General features: G+C 52.8%; 14 protein-coding genes and 3 pseudogenes. 8 read left to right on the top strand and 9 right to left on the bottom strand.

The window, feature by feature from the left end; translation table 11 throughout:
• Positions 1 to 98: 98 nt before the first annotated feature.
• From JMJ04_RS14790 to JMJ04_RS48705, 4 genes and pseudogenes are all read right to left on the bottom strand, one after another.
• The gene (locus JMJ04_RS14790; RefSeq protein ID WP_201371227.1) at positions 99 to 497 is read right to left on the bottom strand and encodes a response regulator; all 399 of its coding nucleotides are present in this window, start codon (positions 495 to 497) and stop codon (positions 99 to 101) included.
• Between the two features lie 9 nt (positions 498 to 506).
• Positions 507 to 2,033, bottom strand: coding sequence for an ATP-binding protein (locus tag JMJ04_RS14785; RefSeq protein ID WP_420799464.1), 1,527 nt, complete (start codon positions 2,031 to 2,033; stop codon positions 507 to 509).
• Between the two features lie 344 nt (positions 2,034 to 2,377).
• Positions 2,378 to 3,133 carry an SDR family oxidoreductase gene (locus tag JMJ04_RS14780; protein ID WP_201371226.1) on the bottom strand — a complete coding sequence of 252 codons (756 nt, stop codon included), beginning with the start codon at positions 3,131 to 3,133 and terminating at the stop codon, positions 2,378 to 2,380.
• 165 nt (positions 3,134 to 3,298) lie between these two features.
• Positions 3,299 to 3,436, bottom strand: a pseudogene (locus JMJ04_RS48705) (carboxymuconolactone decarboxylase family protein); the annotation flags it as partial.
• Between the two features lie 891 nt (positions 3,437 to 4,327).
• Here JMJ04_RS48705 and JMJ04_RS14775 point away from each other — a divergent pair.
• From JMJ04_RS14775 to JMJ04_RS14765, 3 genes are all read left to right on the top strand, one after another.
• Entirely contained in the window at positions 4,328 to 4,813 is a 486-nt protein-coding gene (locus JMJ04_RS14775) for an RrF2 family transcriptional regulator (protein ID WP_201371225.1), read from the top strand.
• A gap of 550 nt (positions 4,814 to 5,363) precedes the next feature.
• Positions 5,364 to 6,731 (top strand): dipeptidase, encoded by a 1,368-nt coding sequence (locus JMJ04_RS14770; protein WP_201371224.1) that lies wholly within the window; start codon positions 5,364 to 5,366, stop codon positions 6,729 to 6,731.
• A gap of 457 nt (positions 6,732 to 7,188) precedes the next feature.
• On the top strand, positions 7,189 to 7,770 hold the full coding sequence (locus tag JMJ04_RS14765) for an HNH endonuclease (RefSeq protein ID WP_201371223.1): 582 nt from the start codon (positions 7,189 to 7,191) through the stop codon (positions 7,768 to 7,770).
• Between the two features lie 17 nt (positions 7,771 to 7,787).
• Here JMJ04_RS14765 and JMJ04_RS14760 read toward each other — a convergent pair.
• The 4 genes and pseudogenes from JMJ04_RS14760 to JMJ04_RS14745 all read right to left on the bottom strand — a co-directional run bounded on the left by JMJ04_RS14760 (position 7,788) and on the right by JMJ04_RS14745 (position 10,986).
• Positions 7,788 to 8,875, bottom strand: a pseudogene (locus JMJ04_RS14760) (LLM class flavin-dependent oxidoreductase).
• A 56-nt stretch (positions 8,876 to 8,931) separates the two neighbouring features.
• Positions 8,932 to 9,597: an NADPH-dependent F420 reductase gene (locus JMJ04_RS14755; RefSeq protein ID WP_201371222.1), complete on the bottom strand. Its 666-nt coding sequence runs from the start codon at positions 9,595 to 9,597 to the stop codon at positions 8,932 to 8,934.
• Positions 9,598 to 9,762: 165 nt separating this feature from the next.
• Positions 9,763 to 10,398, bottom strand: coding sequence for an LUD domain-containing protein (locus JMJ04_RS14750; RefSeq protein WP_201371221.1), 636 nt, complete (start codon positions 10,396 to 10,398; stop codon positions 9,763 to 9,765).
• A 150-nt stretch (positions 10,399 to 10,548) separates the two neighbouring features.
• Positions 10,549 to 10,986 (bottom strand): MarR family winged helix-turn-helix transcriptional regulator, encoded by a 438-nt coding sequence (locus tag JMJ04_RS14745; RefSeq protein WP_201371220.1) that lies wholly within the window; start codon positions 10,984 to 10,986, stop codon positions 10,549 to 10,551.
• 350 nt (positions 10,987 to 11,336) lie between these two features.
• Here JMJ04_RS14745 and JMJ04_RS14740 point away from each other — a divergent pair, with 350 nt between their 5' ends.
• The 5 genes and pseudogenes from JMJ04_RS14740 to JMJ04_RS14720 all read left to right on the top strand — a co-directional run bounded on the left by JMJ04_RS14740 (position 11,337) and on the right by JMJ04_RS14720 (position 14,780).
• On the top strand, positions 11,337 to 11,696 hold the full coding sequence (locus JMJ04_RS14740; protein ID WP_201371219.1) for a hypothetical protein: 360 nt from the start codon (positions 11,337 to 11,339) through the stop codon (positions 11,694 to 11,696).
• A gap of 65 nt (positions 11,697 to 11,761) precedes the next feature.
• Positions 11,762 to 12,402: pseudogene (locus JMJ04_RS48700) on the top strand (cysteine hydrolase family protein).
• Between the two features lie 55 nt (positions 12,403 to 12,457).
• Positions 12,458 to 12,631, top strand: coding sequence for a hypothetical protein (locus tag JMJ04_RS14730; RefSeq protein ID WP_201371218.1), 174 nt, complete (start codon positions 12,458 to 12,460; stop codon positions 12,629 to 12,631).
• Between the two features lie 276 nt (positions 12,632 to 12,907).
• Complete coding sequence (locus JMJ04_RS14725; protein ID WP_201370004.1) at positions 12,908 to 13,495, top strand: IS607 family transposase; 588 nt, start codon at positions 12,908 to 12,910, stop codon at positions 13,493 to 13,495.
• On the top strand, positions 13,482 to 14,780 hold the full coding sequence (locus JMJ04_RS14720; RefSeq protein WP_201369097.1) for an RNA-guided endonuclease InsQ/TnpB family protein: 1,299 nt from the start codon (positions 13,482 to 13,484) through the stop codon (positions 14,778 to 14,780). Before JMJ04_RS14725 ends, JMJ04_RS14720 begins: the two co-directional genes overlap by 14 nt.
• Here the strand turns inward: JMJ04_RS14720 and JMJ04_RS14715 are convergent.
• Positions 14,767 to 15,576, bottom strand: a complete 810-nt coding sequence (locus tag JMJ04_RS14715; protein WP_201371217.1) for an aminoglycoside adenylyltransferase domain-containing protein — start codon at positions 15,574 to 15,576, stop codon at positions 14,767 to 14,769. The genes JMJ04_RS14720 and JMJ04_RS14715 overlap by 14 nt on opposite strands.
• Between the last annotated feature and the right edge of the window lie 24 nt (positions 15,577 to 15,600).

The following is a 15,600-nucleotide window of genomic DNA, read 5'->3' as shown; positions in this document are numbered from 1 at the left end:
GGAGTGAGTCACCGCTCCCGTTGAAGCAAGAAGCCACTGGGCTTTAGCCCAAGCGGAGTGTCACAATGCCCTCCCTTTCTGGCAAAGAACCATTGTCCTTATGATGCAAGAAGTTCTGCAATCAATTGCAGGAGTTTATCCAAGTCAAAGGGCTTCTGGAGCGTTATGAGGTGACCCAGGGCGCCGTTTTCTTGTGGCAAATCGGCACTCATGAGGAGAATGGGTGTTTGCTCACCTCCTTCTCTACGCTGCAGGTGGTCGGCGAGTTCCAGCCCATTCATCCCAGGGAGGTGATAGTCTAGCAGAAACAACTCAGGCGTGATCGTTGAAAGCATATTCAGCGCCATCTCGCCGCTTGGGACAAGATGCCCTTGACAAGTCGTCTCCTCCTGGAGCGCTTCCAGCAGGAGATTGCCAAGAATGGGATCATCTTCGACAATGAGAATACTTTTGGCGATAGAGATATCACTACATACATATTGTTGAAAAGTGCACATATGCGTTCCTCATGGACTTTTCCGGGGAAGCGTCACATGAAAGGTCGACCCTTTTCCCATTTCGCTCTCTACCGTGATGGTTCCCCTATGGTGCTTGACGATCTCCGAGGCAATATACAAGCCCATTCCTAAGCCGGGAAAGGCATGCTGATATGGAGCGACTGCCCGATAGAAACGCTCAAAGATTTTCTCGCGCTGTTCTCGTGGAATGCCGATGCCATGATCACACACACTGAGGATCACGGACTCTTCGGAGGTCTCAATAGCAACCTCTATCGTGTTGGCTCCCGGGGAATATTTGATTGCGTTGCTGATCAGGTTCAGGAGCACTTGGCCGAGGCGGTCCTTATTCCCAATCAGAAGAGGAGGATGCTCGGCATGATGCACGACGATGGCATGGGTCGTCTGCGTCTGTTGCATGATCTCAATGACCTCCTGAAGCACATCGCCCAGGTTCACCGTTTCCTGAGCATGCTCCAGCTTGCCCGCCTGAATTTTGGAGAGGTCGAGCAACTCTCCAACCAGTCGGGTGACGGCATTGAGTTGGGACTCCATCCGGGAAAGCGCTCTATCTGCGTTTTGAATGTCTTGTTTTGCCAGTTGTTTTCGCAACAGCTGCGTTTGGAGCATTAAGGACGCGATTGGTGTCTTGAGTTCATGGCTGGCCATCCCCAGAAAGTGATCTTTGCGCTGCTCCAGTTCCTTGTGGGCTGAGTTATCCAGCACAAAGCCAAGGGCCTGGAACGGATCATGCTGTAAGACGACTCCACCCACTAGCACCGGAAGGCGACTGCCATCTTGACAGATGTACTCTTTCTCATAGGGGGTCAGAGCCTGCCGGACGGCCAGTTCCTGATGGGCCTGTTGGGTCTGTGCCCGATCTTCTGGAGCTGTCATGTGCATCACGTTTATGCATCCAGCCCGCAGGTCTTCGCGGTTATAACCAGTCATGCGCAGGAAGGTGTCGTTAGCGTCCACGATCTGCTCCCCTTCGATGACATTGATCCCAATGATGTTGGAGTTCATCAGGGCATTTACACGTTCCTGACTCTGACGCAAGGCTTCCTCGATGCGCTTCTGGTCCTCAATATCGGTACAGGTGCCAAACCACTTGATGATCTGGCCTGCTTCATCGCGCACCGGCATGGCGCGAGTCAAGACCCAGCGATAGACTCCGGTCTGACCATTTCTGAGGCGTCCTTCGCACTCAAATCTTTCTCCCGTGTCCAGAGCATGCCGCCAGAGAGCCTGATTCATTGCACGATCATCGGGGTGGAGGAACTGGAGATCGTCCCATCTCTGTACTCGTTCAGGCGTGAACCCAGTGTAGTCACGCCAGCGCTGGTTCGTGTACTCGTGCGAGCCGTCGGGTTGGGCTGTCCACACGAATTGTGGCACGGTCTCGGCAAGGACGCGAAAGTTCTCCTCGCTGGCTTTGAGCTGCTGCTCAGCTCGTTTCTGCCCATCAACATACTTGATGAGCGCCTTCCAGAGTGGAAGAGTGAGATGTCTGGTCTGTTTTCCATTCAACATCACGCAGTAGCTATCCCTTTCATGTGGTCCCATCCCTGTAAGGAAGTTGCTTCCCTGCTCTGATATCTAGAAACAGAATTGATAGATGTGAGAATAAGCGAACACCCTTCCTCGCAAACACAGGCAGTTTATTGGCGGTCTGCCAGAGGCATTAAGCTAAAAACCTCATCACATCCCTATGTACATATGTGATTTGTTTTTTTTGGACGAAAAAAGTCAAACTCTCCTGCTAGTTGAGCTCGAGAAAGCTCTTCTTCTGCTTGTTTTCGTCTAAGAGAGCAATCACATATGTGTATAAGGTGTTGATGAGGTTTGTTGATTCTGGGCGTCGATCCTGCCTTACTGACTTACCTTTGAGATACAGAGCGGCTGAGCCAATCCTCGAAACGCGTTGGGGCGATCCGCGCGTTGTCGCCTGGGATGAGGGAGTAATCCTCCAACTCTGAGCCGTAGAAGCGTGCATGGACGTCTGTGATCACCTGGCGTGTGTCTTTGTTCGCGCTCAAAAAGTGGCGCACGAGTTCATCGAGATGTATCTTTTCGGGACCACCCACTTCAACCATGCCGTTCACAGGCGCCTCGAGTGTGACGTCGGCCAGTGCAGCCACAACGTCATCCGACAAGATGGGCTGTATAAATGCAGGCGACAAGCGAATAGTTTGTCCATCGCTAGCCTCTTGGGCGATGCCGCCGACAAACTCGAAGAACTGCGTTGAGCGAAGGATGGTATAGGGCACCTTCGAAGCCTTGACCAGGTTTTCTTGGGCCACTTTCGCTCGGTAGTACCCATTCTCGGGAAGACGGTCGGTGCCGACGACCGACAGGGCAACGTGATGTCCCACACCAGCGGCCTCTTCTGCGCCCAGGAGATTGCGACCTGATGTCTCGAAGAACTCTAAAACTGCCTTGTCCTCCCACGAAGGCGCGTTCGCCACGTCGACGACCACCTGAGCGCCGACAAGCGCTTGAGCTAACCCCTCGCCAGTGATGGTGTTGACGCCTGTGCTAGGTGACGCCGCCACGACCTGATGGCCACGCTCACGAAGCTTGTTCACAAGCTTTTTCCCGATGAGTCCACTGCCGCCAATAACTACAATCTTCATACTGAACCTCCTACTTCGTAGCCCGTACGTCGGGCTTGTGCTGTCTAAACATATGTTCTGATGATCGTTAGAAAGCCTTGGAGAAGTATTCTATGTATTTTCCATAGAATATCACCAGCACCTCTGTTACCAATCAAAGGCTCTTCAGCTCGATGTGCATATCTTGCAGAATACACATGCGTTGATGTACAAAGCTCTGATCACAACACGATCGCGGATTGTCTCTTCAATCCTGCTTTCCTTTACCGCGCTGCTAAATGCTATGAGCTGTTTAAAGAGCTCAGGCGATTGCTGAATGGGAATGTACGCGCTAAGAAAGAACAGACTCGCCTTTTTACTAAGGATACATAATATCCTTAAGGACATTATGTATCCTTAATTTCAAACCTGTCAAGCGATCTACTGCAGAGAAAGTATTTTTTTGCAAAGGCAAAAACCGCAGCGTTGCGTTCACGGGAATCCGAACTGTAAGCAGTCCAGCAGATCTTGCCCAAGAGGCTATTGCGAGCAGTTTTTGGCTCTGTTGCAGAGATTTGCTGTGGCTGGAAGAGAGTAAGGTGTTTTCTATCTGAAGCCAAGTATTTGAGTCTAGGCATCACCTCTCAGTGTTCAATTTCCTCCTCTCCCGTCGTGTTTCATATTGTTGGCGTAAGTTCTCTGCCACGAGAGATTGAATTGCCTCTTCATACGTCTGAACAGTGTCAGGAATGAGAGCGTAAGGACCATAGATGATTTGCTCCTGCTGTAAATGTCGAATTCTGTACAAGGCATTCCCGGTCCACTGACACTCCAGAGCGACAAATGCCTTCTCCTTCACTTTGCTTACCCTCCTCACGTTCTCAGCAATCTCTACCAATAAGAAGTCTTGCAGTCAGAATGTGCGCTGACCTTTGCAGGAAGCATAGTCTAGAAAGAGAGTCCCTTCAAGAGTCATTTTTGCAAATTTCATGGTATCATTTGCTGGGGACTGCGCTTGCCCTGGTTTGATGGAGTCGAGAAAGGTAGGGTATAATAGACTCGATCAGAGGGTAGCCTGCCAAAAGAACCGCAAAGAAGACTCCTAGAAAACAACTATCGCGTCGGTTTGCGAACCCGTGAACTCGTTCATATTTGTCATCACATACACGGTCAGTTCAAGATAGTAGCAGGCTCGGTCGACGCTACGTTGAAATAAAGAAAACAGGGGTCAAACCGATGATGTTAAAAAGTCAAGTCGAGTGGGTGCTGCACTGCTGTGCAATACTCGCCGGGCTTCCAGCGAATCGTTACTTGGCGACCAAGGACTTGGCGGAGTTCCACGGTATTCCAAAGGAGTATTTATCGAAAGCCTTACAAAGCTTATCACAGGCTTCAATCGTTGAAAGCACCTTGGGTCCTACTGGAGGATATCGATTGGCAAAGCCACCAACCGAGATTACCTTTCTGGATATCGTCGAGGCAGTAGAGGGGAAGAGATCAACCTTTGTGTGCAGCGAAATTAGAAAGAACAATCCCTGCCGAGATGCAGACTATTGCGAGACAAAGCCATGTCCCATAGCCCGTGTCATGTGGGAGGCAGATCAGGAATGGCGAAAGAAGTTACAAAGCGTGCGTCTGTCCGACCTCGTGGAGGCCCTCGCAGAAGAAGTGCCAGCGGATTTGTGGGAAAAAAGCTATGAGTGGGTCTTAGCAAGAACGTGATGTCGTGCATCTTGACGCAGGCGTGAACTCTTCGATGGCCAGACCTACCACTCCAGTTTTGTTTCTCGGTATTCATTGAAGAGCAACAGCATATATAGATCCCGCAATTCTTGTCCGATCTCAGGCGAATGCGGCGTTCTCGGTGCGCGAGAGATTGGTAAGCACCGCCTCACACTTCGGGAGCACTTGCACTAACATATTTTCCACCTCCAATGCCAACTCCACGCATCGAATCGCCACGGGCCAGCATGAGGGTCATAAATAATTCATGTCTAAAAATCGCCCGTTTTTTGTCTTTAAGGACAGCGTGAAACTATCGAAAGCCTTTCATCACTCGACTTCTTGGAACAAGAAGTCGAAAGCCATAATTATCGACGGCAATGCTTGCTGCAAGGGAGCATGGGGGGATATACTGAAGCTCAGCGCAAAGAGGCGTACCGGATTCCAAACGTACTATGCGGAGCGAGATCAACCAGGCTGATAGTGCCCTGTGGGAGATATCTCACGACAGGTATCTCGCCTGCCCCTTAGAAATGGAGAATCCACCACGATGACATGGGAAACATACCTTGCAGAGCAGCAGTTCCGCCACCAGGACGAGCTGCTGCAATTTCTCAGCATTCCCAGTATTTCGTCGCTACCTTCCCACGCCGGTGACGTGCAGCGAGCCGCTCAATGGGTGGCCCAACGTCTAACAACCGCCGGTCTGGAACAGGTGCAAATCTTCCCTACAGGGGGCCACCCGGTTGTCTACGGAGAATGGCTCCATGCCCCTGGTAAGCCAACGGTGCTCATCTACGGCCATTTCGATACCCAACCAGTAGACCCACTGGAACTCTGGACCCATCTGCCTTTTGAGCCAACGATTATCGACGATCGCGTCTATGCTCGCGGCGCATCGGATGATAAAGGAAACATGTTCACCCCTATCCTGGGCGTCGAGGCGCTGCTCAAGACCGAAGGGACGCTACCGCTTAACGTCAAATTCTTCCTGGAGGGACAGGAGGAGATTGGCAGTCCGCAGTTGCCCGCCTTTGTAGCTAGCCATCGCGATCTGCTGGCATGCGATCTAGTGCTCAGTTCCGATGGCGTCCAGTATGGCGAAGATCAGCCCTCACTGTTGCTAGCCTGTAAAGGACTGGCCGGTATCCAGATCGATGTGCACGGCGCGAAAAGCGATCTGCACTCCGGCATCTATGGCGGGGCTGTGCCCAATCCCATTCATGCCCTGACTGCTCTGCTCGCCTCCCTGCGCAGCCCCGAAGGTACTATTCTAGTAGAAGGCTTCTATGACAGCGTCCTCCCGCTCTCCGCCGGGGATCGCGCGGCCATCGCCGCCATTCCTTTCGACGCGCAGGACTATCAGGAGCTGATCGGCGTGACCGCTCTCCTTGCTGAGCCAGGTTACACCCCCCAGGAGCATCTTGCGGCCCGGCCCACGCTGGAGATTAACGGCATCTGGGGCGGCTTCCAGGGGGAAGGTGTCAAAACCGTACTGCCTGCTGAGGCGCATGCCAAAATTACCTGCCGCCTGGTCGCCAACCAGGAGCCTGCCACCATTGTCGAGCTGCTCACCCGGCACGTCGAGAAGCACACACCTCCCGGCGTCCAGATTACCGTCCGCGCCCTACCCGGCACCGCCCTGCCCTATCTGATCCCCGCCGATCACTGGGGCAACCAGGCAGCAGCCGACGTGCTGCGGGAAATCTATGGCAAAGAGCCCTACTACACTCGCGCGGGCGGTAGCATTCCCGTCTGCGAACTCTTCCTCAGCCACCTGGGAGCCCACACGGTCGGCTTCGCTTGGGGACTGATGGACGAGCAGATCCATGCCCCCAATGAGTTTTTCCGCCTGAGCAGCTTCCGGCGCGGGCCGGGTGCGTATTGCAAGATTTTGCATCGCCTGGCAGAGAAATAAGAGAAGACAAAAAGAGCGCAAGCGTTCATTTTTCCAAGCACAAGAGGAAGAATGCAAATCTGCATCCTTCCTCTTGTGCAACCCTTCCGGGCCTGTGCTCTTGGCAATGCATGCCTTTGAGCACTCACTTGCACATTGGTGGGCGATCCCATTCTTGTGGTTTTCGTCTGTGCTGGCATAAGAACAGACGAAAACCACAAGAATCCTTCACGTATCTCCGTCCTGGCGTGTCCAGGCCAAGGAGTAGTCGGGCAGACACGCCCCAACGTTGTCTAAGCAAGGAACCGGCTCAACCACGTCTCGCGGAGACTGTCTCCTGGGAGACAGGCCAAACAGGTGACGTGGCTTAGAAGCCCGCCCCGTTTACAGGACGTGGAGTGTCACGAACTTATCAGCAGAGAACATTTTTAGCAAGCATACTTTGAACGTTTTTGCTCATAGCTGAGAAAGAGAAAATATGCACATTTCGGTAGGGGATCCATTTCTAGCAGCTGCGCTAGTGATCGTTGTGCTTCTAATTTTTGTACTCGCCTTTATTAATATTGGACAACATACCCGGCGTAGACGAGGTGGTAGCGCTGCCAGGGGTCATGCTCCAGCACGGAAACATACTCCGATCAAAAAGAAAGATATTCCGAAGGTAAATGGACGCATTCCATCCTGGCAAAAAGACCCTGGTGCCAGAATTGCTAATCAGTATGGCAAAGCTCGCAGCCCCGAATGGCCCAGAGTAGCTCATGAGCATCTCAGCCACGAGCCAGCCTGTGTGGTTTGTGGTCACCGGGGAAAGGGATTACAGGTTCACCATATCAAACCCTTCCATCTCTACCCGGAACTCGAACTTGACCCGAATAACTTGATCACTCTGTGCGAAATCAAGGGCCGTACCCATCACCTGCTTATTGGACATCTTGATGATTGGGAATCGTACAACAAAAGTGTGCGTGAAGACACAAAGCGTTACTCCAATCAAAGCGCTACCGCGATCAAGGCCAATCCCACCTGGCGGAAGGAGGTTGCTCAACGTCCGATGCCTTAAAACATAGCATGGTAGTGTCAGTGAGAACGATAACATTGCGCTTCCACCAGGAGTTCGCGAACGCGGGGGACCACTTGTGTGCCGTAAAGCTCGATATTGGTCATGAGGGCTTGTTGCGTGAGACCTCCCATCCCGTATTTCAGGTCGAAGTGGCTCGCGCCGAGCGCGGTGAGATTGGCTGCAATTTTCTGAGCGACGGTCTCTGGCGACCCCACGTAGAGCGCTCCCCCGGCCCAACCTCACGAAGAAAAGATTCCCTGGTCGGAATGGCGAATCCGCGGATCCTGCTGTATCTGGTGATGACCTCCAGGTAGCGCGGCCAGAACTCTTCGCGGGCCTGCTCGTCGGTTGCGGCGACATGGCCCGGCGAGTGCACGCCCACCGGCAACGGAGCGCGTCCGAAATGCTCCAGGGCCTGCTGGAACAGTTGTGAGAAAGGCACGAAGCGCAACGGAGATCCGCCGATGATAGCGAGCATCAGCCGAAAGCCAAGACGTGCGGCGCGGATAACCGACTGAGGGCTTCCGCCGACACCGATCCACACCGGAAACGGTTCGAATTCGGTGTGCGGCACAATATCCTGGTTATAGAGCGGCGCGCGGGTCTTGCCCTCCCAGGTGACGGGACCGCCCTTGACGATCTCAGCGAAGAGGCTGGCCTTCTCCTCGAAGAGTTCCTCGTAGTCGGCAAGATCGTAGCCGAAGAGAGGAAACGAGTCGATGCTGGAACCTCGTCCAAGGATGACCTCTGCCCGCCCGCTGGAGACGGCATTGAGCGTGGAGTAGCGCTGAAACACCCGGACTGGATCGTCCGAGCTCAATACCGTGACGGCTGACCCGAGATGGATGTGGGAAGTGAGCGCAGCGACTGCGCCGAGCACCACGTCGCCAGCCGACAGAGGAAAATCATCGGTGTGGTGTTCGCCAATCCCGAAGAAATCCAGGCCAACCTGGTCAGCAAGAACCCCATGTTCGACGAGGTGCCGGATTATCTGAGCGTGCGAGAGTGTGCGGTCCTCCTCGTCGTTTATGAAATCGCCGAAGGTGTCGAGGCCAAAGGTAAACGGAAACTGCACGGGTGCAATACTGGACGGCATTTCTGTCATGTCTATGTTTTCCTTCTAGTATCTGATGGTATGGATCTGAGCGTGCCAATGCTGGCCTACACTATCTGGGCGCGGACAGCCAGCTCTAACTCGGTTCGGTGCAACGACGCCCCAAAGACAGGGCCTCCTGGTTCGAGCAGGCGACCTGCGCTCAGATGGTCGAACTGCACAGCGTCGTAGCCAATGTGCTCAATGAATTCCGCCACCATGTCCACCGCATGTGGATCGTCGCCAGCAACCCCGAGCGCGCGGCGTTCCGGCGAGCCCTTTGGTCGGCGTTCGCCTTCGATCTCGTGGTAGCCAATGTGATTGAGGGTCTTAACAACTGTTGACCTCGCGAGTCGGCGTTGGACGATCTCGCTGCTGCCGTATCGGTGATCCTCGAACATCTCCTGCACGCCGTCGACAGGCGGCCAGTAGTTCATCACGTCGACAACAAGTTTGCCATCCAGCAAGTCAGGATCCAGCGTCGTGAATTTGTGAAGCGGAATCGCCAGAACGACAATGCCCGCCTCCTCGACAGCATCTGCTGCCCGTCGTGGCTTGGCCCCTGGGGCCAGCACCTGCGCGATCAGCTCGATCTTCTCAGGGTCACCCGAAGCCGCGATCGATACGTTGTAGCCTGCCTCTATCGCGACTCGTGCAATGACCGGGCCGACGTGACCCGCCCCGAGCACGGCGATCTGTGGCAGCCGCGTATGCGGCAGAGCGATAGCTGTCATCGATAGATCCCTCCGGTAGCCATTTCATTGTCAAGCATATCGCAGACCTCCTCATTGGGCGCCGGGCGCCTTCATTGGATCGCTATAAGCTGTCGACATGTCATAAGTACGACATGTCAACAGTATATAGAGATAATAGGTTAAACAGGGCTGTGCTAGATGGATCTAGAAGCCAAGGTTCTCATTGACCAGAATGATAGAAATGCGCCCGGGGAAAATTTCCCGATTGATGATCAGCAGTTTGTTCACCGCGCTATTGACGCCATAGGCATTGAAAGCCCGCTCATCTTCAAGTGGCAGCGTGTATTCATAAATGCGACGGATGCCCTCGTTGAGGTTTGCAACCAGCTTCTGTGTACCGACCACGTAGATAACTTTCGCGGCGCCAGACACGCCAGCTCCCAGTTGGCTTCCGCTCATTGACGCAATCATCAACTGACCTTGCTCTGTGATAGCGTGGACACTGGCAACAAGTACTTCAGGGGCCGCACCCAACTGACGCTTAGCACGCTTCTGTCCCTCCTGATCGAGCTCAATCAGGCGATTGCGCACGGCATCATAGCGACCGGATGATTCGACCTCAGCAGCGACTCCGATCTGGTCAAGGGTGTGAGATGTTGCATTGAAAACCTCAGCGCCACTGGGGATCAGCTCGAAAACCTTCTTGCGTGCCTCCTCGGTGTTAGCGACCACAAAGGTCTGCATACCATTGGCAATGAGGGCCTCGGCGGTTTTCACCACGCGCTCACGAGGTGCAAGATAACTAAATTCTGTATTCGGTATCAATTGAGATTTGCCCATGTCTCTAACTCCTTTACCAATCAGTAACAAAGGACCTTTTCCCAGGGAAAGTTTCTCTTTGCTCCAGACGTTCTTTCTGTTCAGTTAGCACTGGATACACAGTTTTTTTTGCTAAATTCGTTTATAGTTAAACTAATTTGCAAAAAAAACTTAGTCGGGCTCTAGATTCCGATCAAGGGTGTGTAACAATTGATGAAGGTCACGTTGATCTTCGGGCGTGATGAACGCCATATACTCAGCAACCAACTTCTCCTGCTCTGGGACCACCTGTGCGGCAAGTGCGCTCCCCCGTTCCGTCAAAGAGACCACATGCATGCGGCCATCCTCCGGGTCAGACCGTCGCTGGACGAAACCACGACCCTCCAAACGGTTGAGCAGTCCGACAATGTTTCCTTTCGTTACAAACAGCAGATCGGCCAATCTTTGCTGCGAGATATCAGGAAACGCCTGGAGATGGGCCAGCACCGCGAATTGCGCAGGTGTGAGGTCATAGTGTTCCAGATGTCTTATAAGGTGTTTTTCTACCTTAAACCTGACACGGTTAAGATGCAGCCATGTCCGTACACCAAGATTGAGTTCATGCTTCATGCTTCACCTCTGCCTTTGATAGTTGAAGTATAAACCAATTTTGATACTTCTGTCAAGGAGGATGACACGTTGGCAAGCAAGATGCATTCGGAGCAGATTGCGAAGGTAGAGCAACGGGCTCCAGGAAGAAACGAGGAATAAGAAGCCAACGAAGAACAAGACGGGATATTCACCTCATGGCGATGCACTGGGGTGATGACCTGCGGGAAGGGATACAGATCTATACTTCCTCTCAGCCGGTTGGTCCTCTGATTATCCTGGAGAAGGGAGAATGAGTGTTCGTATCAGGATGCGTGTGCCACTACATGATTGTCACATGCGTCTTCCTTCCTGGGGAACAGAGGACTCTCTTGAAAGTCATACAAAAATCACTCCCTGAATATTCCCATCGAGAACGTCGATATCGCCTCCTGGGTGTTCACCGGACCACATCACCGCAGCTTCTACGACGACTGATGACGGGTGCCGCATGTCGATCAATGCCTAAAAGATGGGAGCTCCGCACGAAAGCCATCGATGCGCAACACTGTGAATATACTAATACCGTGACCTCCCATCCCACGCAGGAGTTCCTGGATGAAGTCCAGGAACAAGGGATGACGTTTAAGGAGGCTGCGCGTGCTCGGCAGTCGATCTCTTCGGATCACAATCGGCGCGAAACACCCTTGTTTGCCGAGAGCATTACCTGCGCCGCACGTGCCAACCGCTAGCTCATCAGTACACAAGCATTACTCGTAAGATTCTGAAGAAGATCTCACCTGATTGGAGGAAAAACATGTCTCTCGAAGAGAACCAAAGAAGTCAGACAGCATTGTTGTTTGTTGATCCTTATAACGACTTTCTTTCGCCCGGAGGCAAATTGTATCCTCTTTTCAAAGAGGTTGCCGAGTCCGTGGATCTCCTGACGCATTTGCGCGAGATGGTGAGCACAGCGCGACACGCCAACATTCCCATTTTCTTCGTGCCTCATCATCGCTGGGAGCCAGGCGATTACACGACCTGGAAGTATCCCTCACCGAGCCAACTTGCCTCAATGAAACGTGAGCCGTTTGCCAAAGGAAGCTGGGGGGAGAATTCCATCCCAATTTTCCCGTTCATAAAGGCGACATTGTGATCAAAGAGCATTGGGCGCAAAACGGTTTTGCCAACACGGACCTGGATCTACAGCTCAAGCAACATGGCATCCAACGCCTGGTGCTCATTGGCATGATCGCCAACACCTGTATCGAAGCGACCGGTCGCTTTGGCATGGAACTCGGGTACCATGTGACCCTGGTCACAGATGCGACCGCAGCTTCTAGCCAAGAAGCTATGCATGCAGCGCATGAGATCAACGGACCGACGTTTGCTCATGCCATTCTCACAACGCGTGAGGTGGTTGCCCTCTTCCGCTCTTTTGAGAAAAGTGAACAGTGAGGGAAAGACAAGAGCTGGCGAACAGCGATTTCTCCTGATCGAACGGAAACGACCAATGGCTATTCACGGATCAGTTGCGTTGGTAACTGGCGAGAATCGCGAGCTTAGCAAGGCATTAGTTCACGCTGCGAAGCTGGAGCAGCCGTCGAATGTGGCGATTGCTCCAGCTTCGCAGCATGAGTTTCTCCAGAAGGTCAATGGAGTGGTAGTGCGAGCCAGGCGCACGTAAAAGCACTGAACCTTCTTCCTTTGGTGATCCTGACGCCTGAAGAGAAGGCAAGTAAAGGACAGAAAAGGAGGAACCAGACGAACCACCGGTCGCCCCTGGCCTTGATCCCCATTGAGAAGGTGTTTGTCGATCGCAATGACATCCTCATGTATAAGTCGAAATCGAGTGCTGATGAAAGAAGCATCCCCCGTTATGTATGCGGGAGAGTATTGAAACCGATCTTTGAAAGTATAGCGAATTCTTGACAATCATTGAGTAGCATAGTATGATTTGAGCATGAAACTCAGTGATTACGCGAAACAACAAGGGGTCCGCTATGAGACAGCCTGGCGTTGGTTCCGGGACGGGAAAATCCAGGGGCGGCGCGTAGGGGCTCACACGATTCTCATCGACGAGCCAACCAGGGTGTCAGTCCCCTCATCGAAGCCTCAAACCGTGGTCTACACGCGGGTGTCTTCCGCAGAAAACAAGACCAACCTGGACAGTCAAGCTGAGCGGTTGGTTGCCTACTGCGCTGCCCGTGGCTATCAAGTGGGCAAAGTTGTCAAGGAAATTGGCTCTGGCGTCAATGACAATCGGCCGAAGTTTCTGGCTCTCTTGGCCGATCCAAGTGTGGGCCGTATCGTCATTGAACACAAGGACCGGGGGACCCGCTTCGGGTTCCGTTACATCGAGACCCTGCTTCAAACCTATGGGCGTGAGATCGAGGTCGTCAATCAGGCCGACAATGGCACAGAAGACCTGCTCTCAGACCTCACCAGCATCGTGTACTCGTTCTGCGCCCGGCTCTATGGGCAACGGCGTGCCAAACGCAAAACAGAGCGTCTTGTGCAGGAATTGGAGGCCGACCGTGCACCTGGTTGAAAAGCACATCATTCTTCGGAGTGATCCACGCTATGCCACGCTTGACGCGGCCTGTTTTGCTTCCAAAAATCTCTACAATACGGCGCTGTATGAGATCCGTCAGGCCTTCATCTTTGAGGGAAAACACCTCAACTACAATGAAATGGATCGGCGGATGCAGTCGCATGAAGCGTACAAAGCACTGCCTGCGAAAGTGGCCCAACAGGTATTGCTGCTGCTCGAACGCAACTGGAAATCCTTCTTTGAAGCGCTCGATGCCTACAAGCGCGATCCCTCAAAATTTCGCCGACGCCCCCAATTCCCCAAATACAAGCACAAAACGACAGGCCGCAACGTACTCATCTACACGATGCAGGCCGTAAGCCGCAGCAAACGGACCCTTGGACGACACCTCATTCAGCCTTCGGGACTGGGCATTCAGATCAAAACCCAACAAGATCCCAAGGCGATCACTCAGGTCCGTGTGGTTCCCAAACACGGTTTTGTCGTCGTTGAGATCATTTATGAACAGGAGCCGAGCCGCTCCGCCGTCGATCCCGCGCTCATCGCTGGCATCGATCCTGGTCTGGAAAATCTGATCGCACTAACTTCAAATAAACCGGGTTTTGTCCCGGTCGTCGTTAACGGGCGCGGTCTGAAAAGTACGAATCAGTTCTACAACAAGCGGCGAGCAGAACTCCAACAAGCTCTTGGTCGTCCTGGAAACACGCGGCGCATGGAGCGCTTGACTCTCTGGCGCAATCGGCGGATTGAGCATGATCTGCACACCATCTCGCGTTTTGTGATTGATGTGCTGGTGGCTGAGGGGATCGGAACGCTCGTGATTGGTCGCAACGTGGGCTGGAAACAGGAGATCAACCTGGGGAAACGGACAAATCAGAACTTTGTTCAGGTGCCTCATGCCCAGTTCATCCAGATGCTCACCTACAAAGCTGAGCAAAAAGGCATCCAGGTGATCCTCACCGAAGAAAGCTACACCAGCAAGGCCAGTTTCCTGGATCGCGATCCTTTGCCGATCTACCAGCAAAGCCAGGAGCATGCGCCTGTTTTCAGCGGCAAACGGATCACACGGAGGCTCTATCGGGCATCCAATGGCCAACTCATTCACGCCGATTGCAACGGGTCCTATAACATCATCAGAAAAGCAGCTCCTGATGCCTTCGGGTCGGAGGGAGTAGAGGATGGGGAGCGCAGGGTTCATCTGCCGGTAGTCCATCCCGTGAGGCTGTCATTCCCTCACAAACCCGCTCGCGAGAAAATCCTGGCCTCTGTCAGGATTCGCTAGTCACGACGGAACTATCAACCTGTTGTACTTGTTCTATTCTCTCTCTGATTCTGTTGAGAAACTGTTTTACCTTCTTTTGATCTAATGTTTTGTCACATGTTCCGGCACGTAAAGCGAGGGCTTGCGTAAGCAGCTCACCATCAGCAACACGTGCTTTGGCCCACTCAATCGCATCTACTTTTGATGACCAGTGATTCTCTTCAGCAAATCGCCACCCTCGACATGCATTGAGGATACTGGAATAGCCGGCCTCATCATGGTCTGTATGCCAGCGCAATGAAGTGAGAAGAGCATTGAGTAGCCACGCTCTCGGAATGACCCCAAAGAGTTCGTGAGCATCTGGGCCAAAAATGCTGATACCATGTTCTCGTGCAATTGATCGATCGAGGAGAAACCAGTGGAATGATTCGTCCTTTGGATCATAGGTGACGTGAAAGCGCATTTGAGGACCAGAATTGAGATTCACTTCAAATCCGGCAGTTGGAGAGGGGATAGTTACTTTCTCTCTACTGTAGAGAACAAATTCACATCCTCGCGTTGGACATGGTAAGGAAGGATGGGCAAGTAAGGAAGTAATCTGTTCCTTTTCTTCCTGGCTGAGTTGTCGTGCACATACCCCTTGTATATCGATATCGCTTCTACCTGCAATAAACCCTCCTAACGCTGCGGAACCGACTATGTAGACCCCTAATAAATTCCCTTGCAAATAGTTATGAAGTAACTGAACCATTTGCAGAGAGTAGGTTTGAATTTCGGGTGGCAGGTTCTGCAATCGAGTATCAGGATTGATTGACACTTGACACCTCCTTGAATGGGTACA

The sequence above is a fragment of the Ktedonobacter robiniae genome (assembly GCF_016587375.1).
GTDB lineage: Bacteria > Chloroflexota > Ktedonobacteria > Ktedonobacterales > Ktedonobacteraceae > Ktedonobacter > Ktedonobacter robiniae.
The sequence above is the reverse complement of the archived record's forward strand: the minus strand, read 5'-3'. Positions and strand labels throughout refer to the sequence as shown.

Excerpts from the sequence above, each read along its gene's own strand:
- JMJ04_RS14780 (WP_201371226.1), bottom strand. The coding sequence starts at position 3,133 with ATGAAGATTGTAGTTATTGGCGGCAGTGGACTCATCGGGAAAAAGCTT.
- JMJ04_RS14725 (WP_201370004.1), top strand. The coding sequence starts at position 12,908 with ATGAAACTCAGTGATTACGCGAAACAACAAGGGGTCCGCTATGAGACA.
- JMJ04_RS14750 (WP_201371221.1), bottom strand. The coding sequence starts at position 10,398 with ATGGGCAAATCTCAATTGATACCGAATACAGAATTTAGTTATCTTGCA.
- JMJ04_RS14755 (WP_201371222.1), bottom strand. The coding sequence starts at position 9,597 with ATGACAGCTATCGCTCTGCCGCATACGCGGCTGCCACAGATCGCCGTG.
- JMJ04_RS14790 (WP_201371227.1), bottom strand. The coding sequence starts at position 497 with ATGTGCACTTTTCAACAATATGTATGTAGTGATATCTCTATCGCCAAA.
- JMJ04_RS14775 (WP_201371225.1), top strand. The coding sequence starts at position 4,328 with ATGATGTTAAAAAGTCAAGTCGAGTGGGTGCTGCACTGCTGTGCAATA.
- JMJ04_RS14730 (WP_201371218.1), top strand. The coding sequence starts at position 12,458 with ATGGCTATTCACGGATCAGTTGCGTTGGTAACTGGCGAGAATCGCGAG.
- JMJ04_RS14770 (WP_201371224.1), top strand. The coding sequence starts at position 5,364 with ATGACATGGGAAACATACCTTGCAGAGCAGCAGTTCCGCCACCAGGAC.
- JMJ04_RS14745 (WP_201371220.1), bottom strand. The coding sequence starts at position 10,986 with ATGAAGCATGAACTCAATCTTGGTGTACGGACATGGCTGCATCTTAAC.
- JMJ04_RS14765 (WP_201371223.1), top strand. The coding sequence starts at position 7,189 with ATGCACATTTCGGTAGGGGATCCATTTCTAGCAGCTGCGCTAGTGATC.